3 protein-coding genes are annotated in these 3276 nt (G+C 74.3%); all 3 read right to left on the reverse strand.

Annotation, left to right across the window (positions count from 1 at the left end; translation table 11 throughout):
- Window positions 1-98 precede the first annotated feature (98 nt).
- Window positions 99-446 carry a hypothetical protein gene (locus tag ACFW1I_RS31750; protein ID WP_384676410.1) on the reverse strand — a complete coding sequence of 116 codons (348 nt, stop codon included), beginning with the start codon at window positions 444-446 and terminating at the stop codon, window positions 99-101.
- A 287-nt stretch (window positions 447-733) separates the two neighbouring features.
- On the reverse strand, window positions 734-2392 hold the full coding sequence (locus tag ACFW1I_RS31755; protein ID WP_384676412.1) for an acyl-CoA dehydrogenase family protein: 1659 nt from the start codon (window positions 2390-2392) through the stop codon (window positions 734-736).
- Between the two features lie 115 nt (window positions 2393-2507).
- Entirely contained in the window at window positions 2508-3119 is a 612-nt protein-coding gene (locus tag ACFW1I_RS31760; protein ID WP_384676414.1) for a TetR/AcrR family transcriptional regulator, read from the reverse strand.
- Between the last annotated feature and the right edge of the window lie 157 nt (window positions 3120-3276).

Genomic DNA, 3276 nt, shown 5'->3' on the forward strand with positions numbered 1-3276 from the left:
ATATACACCCCCCCCCCCCCTCCGCCGCGGGGGTCCACACCCCCCCCCCCCGCGTCTTGCGCGCGCTTCTCAGCGCGGAACCAACATGACCATCTGGGTCAGCCGTTGATGGGAGTGGTCAGAGTCGGGGTGCTGACCACCTTCGCGCAGATGGCGTAGACCCGCAGCTTGCCCGAGTTGGTCTTGTCCATGTTCGTCGCGAAGGCCCACCAGCGCTCTCCGCTGAGCGGCTGGGTCGCGGACAGCTGGTACCGGTCGGAGTGCGAGTTGCCCGCGACCACGGTGGCTCCACCGCCGGTCCGGGTTTCTCCGGGCGGGCACTGGGCGACAGCCGCGGCAGTGCCGGGGTACTCGCCGGATGCCACGGGGATCGTCACCTCGTTCTCCACGACGCGCACGATGTCGTCGGCCTGCGCCAGCGCGGCCGAACCCAACACCATCGCCATGGCAGCGGCGCCTACGAGAGACTTCTTCAACACTGGATGTCCATTTCGCTCGACCAGCAGGGGAGAGCCCTCACGAAGAGAGGGCTCTCCCCTGATCTATCGCTGCGACAGAGCGCATCTTCGAACGACATCTCGAAGCACGCTCACCTGGCGCAACAGTTGCACTCAGTCGGCCGAGTCGCCCTATGCTGCCGTCAACAGGCAGCATTGATCTTGTGTTGCGACGACCGCTGGAATCCGCAACCTTCCGCGGCGGGGGCGCGCCCTTCGCCGTGCCGCCGGTCCGGTCAGACCGGCAGACGCGTCAGCAGGCCCGCGAAGTCCGTCGACGGCGGCAGGGTGCCGAAGGCGAGGCCCTGGTCGCCGGAGAGCCGGGACGCGCAGAACGCGTCGGCGACCGCGGCCGGCGCGTGCCGCACGAGCAGCGAGCCCTGGAGGACGAGCGCGGCCCGCTCGGCGATCCGGCGGGCGCGCAGCGGCGCGTCCTCGGTGAGCCGCAGCTCGCCCCGCAGCTCCGCCCAGGCCGCGTCGAGCCGCCGGTCGGCGCCGGCCGCCGCCTCGATCTCCGTGCGGAACGCCTCCAGGGCCTCCGGCTCGCGGGCCAGGGCGCGCAGCAGGTCGAGGGCGCTGACGTTGCCGGAGCCCTCCCAGATGCTGTTGAGCGGGGCCTCGCGGTAGAGCCGGGGCATGCCCGACGCCTCGTCGTAACCGTTGCCGCCCAGGCATTCCAGCGCCTCGGCGACCGCGGCGGGCTGCCGCTTGCACACCCAGTACTTGCCGACGGCGGTGGCCAGCCGCAGGAAGGCGCGCTCGCGCTCGTCGCCGAGCCGGGCGCGGTCGGCGGCGCCGGCCAGCCGCAGGCCCAGGGTGGTGGCGGCCTCCGACTCCAGGGCCAGGTCGGCGAGGACGTTCCGCATCAGCGGCTGGTCGACCAGGGTGGCGCCGAACACCGAACGGTGGCGGGCGTGGTGGGCGGCCTGGGCGAGTGCGCCGCGGATGCCGGCGGCGGAGCCGAGCACACAGTCCAGACGGGTCATCGTCACCATGTCGATGATGGTCCGCACGCCCTTGCCCTCGGCGCCGACCAGCCAGGCGACCGTGTCGTCGAACTCGGGCTCGCTGCTGGCGTTGGAGCGGTTGCCGAGCTTGTCCTTGAGCCGCTGGATGCGGAAGGTGTTGCGGCTTCCGTCGGGCAGGACGCGCGGCACGAGGAAGCAGGACAGGCCGCCGGGCGCCTGCGCGAGGACCAGGAAGAGGTCGTTCATCGGCGCGCTGGTGAACCACTTGTGGCCGCGCAACCGCCAGGTGCCGTCCGGGAGTTCGGTGGCGGTGGTGGTGTTGGCGCGGACGTCGCTGCCGCCCTGCTTCTCCGTCATGCCCATCCCGGCGAGCAGCCCGCTCTTGCCGGTCGGGGTGCGCAGCCCGGGGTCGTACGAGCGGCTGGTGAGCAGCGGTACGTACGTCTTGGCGAGGTCGGGGGAGTGGCGCAGGGCCGGGACCACCGCGTACGTCATCGAGACCGGGCACAGGTGGCCCGGCTCCAGCATGGTGACCAGCATGAAGCCGCCGGCCCGGGCCACGTGGGCGCCGGGCCGCTCGTCGGCCCAGGCGGCGCCCGCGAGGCCCGCGCCCACCGACAGGTCCATCAGCCGGTGATAGGCGGGGTGGAAGTCGACCTCGTCGATCCGGTTGCCGTACCGGTCGTGGGTGCGCAGCTCGGGCTCGTGGCGGTTGGCCTGGTCCGCCCAGCGCTGGGCCTCCTCGCCGCCGGTGATCCGGCCGAGGCGGTGCAGCTCCTCCAGGTGCCGGCCGGCGCCCTCCCGCTCGACCCCTTCGAGCAGCACCGGGTCGGCGGCGGCGTCGTGGCCGGTCAGCGGCGGGGTCTGGTTGGTGACGGCGTGGGTCACGGCGGTGGGACGGCTGCGGGGCGTGGCGTCGGTGGTCACGGTGGCTGCTCCCTGGGGCGGTCGGAACGGGCGGACGGACGGACGGGCGGCGGACGGAACGGACGGGCGTGCGGGCGGGCGAGGGCGTACGGCGGAGAGGGCGTACCGCGGCGGGCTACCGCGCGGGGGCGGCGCCCGCGCAGCGCAGGGCCATGGCGGTGAGCTCGGCGAGGAGGGTCTCGGTGGTGGTCGCCCCCGGGGTGCCCAGCGGGTCGACCAGGACCTCGCCGATCGCGCCGGTGAGCGCGGCGGCGGTGAGTTCGCCGTTCTGCTCGGGCAGCACCCCGTCGGCGATGCCCTCGCGGACCACCGCGGCGAAGAGCGCGCGGTAGCGGCGCCGGAAGTCGAGCCGCTCGGCGCCGACGGCCGGTTCGGCCGGGGCGGCGAGCAGGGCGTAGGCGAGTCCGCGGTTCTCCAGGGCCCGGCGCGCGAAGACCTGGATGCCGCGGCTCAGCCGCTCGACCGGGTCGCCGGGGGTGGCCAGCACCTCGCCGAGCACCTCCACCTCACGTCCGGCGGCGCGCCGGAAGACCTCGACGGCGAGCGCCGCCTTGGACGGGAAGTGCTGGTAGACGGAGCCGGCCGCGATCCCGGCCGCGTCGGCGACCGCGGTCACGGACGCCTGGGACCAGCCCACCTCGGCGACGACCGAGGTGGCGCAGGCCACCAGGTGCTCCCGGGCGGCTTCGAGACGGCGGATCTCGGCGGGGGTCTTGCGGTAGGCCATGAAAGAAGTGAACCACCATTCAGACTTTCCGGCCAGGGTCGCTCCCACCCCACCCCCCCCCCGCCCCCCCGCGGGGGGGGGGGGGGGGGGGGGGGCCGCGCGGGCCCCCCAAACGGGGGGTGTGCCGCCCGGGGGCCCTGGCGCCGGCCTGCCCGCG

Origin of the sequence: Streptomyces sp. NPDC058955 (genome assembly GCF_042741435.1) — a bacterium.
Classification (GTDB): Bacteria; Actinomycetota; Actinomycetes; order Streptomycetales; family Streptomycetaceae; genus Streptomyces.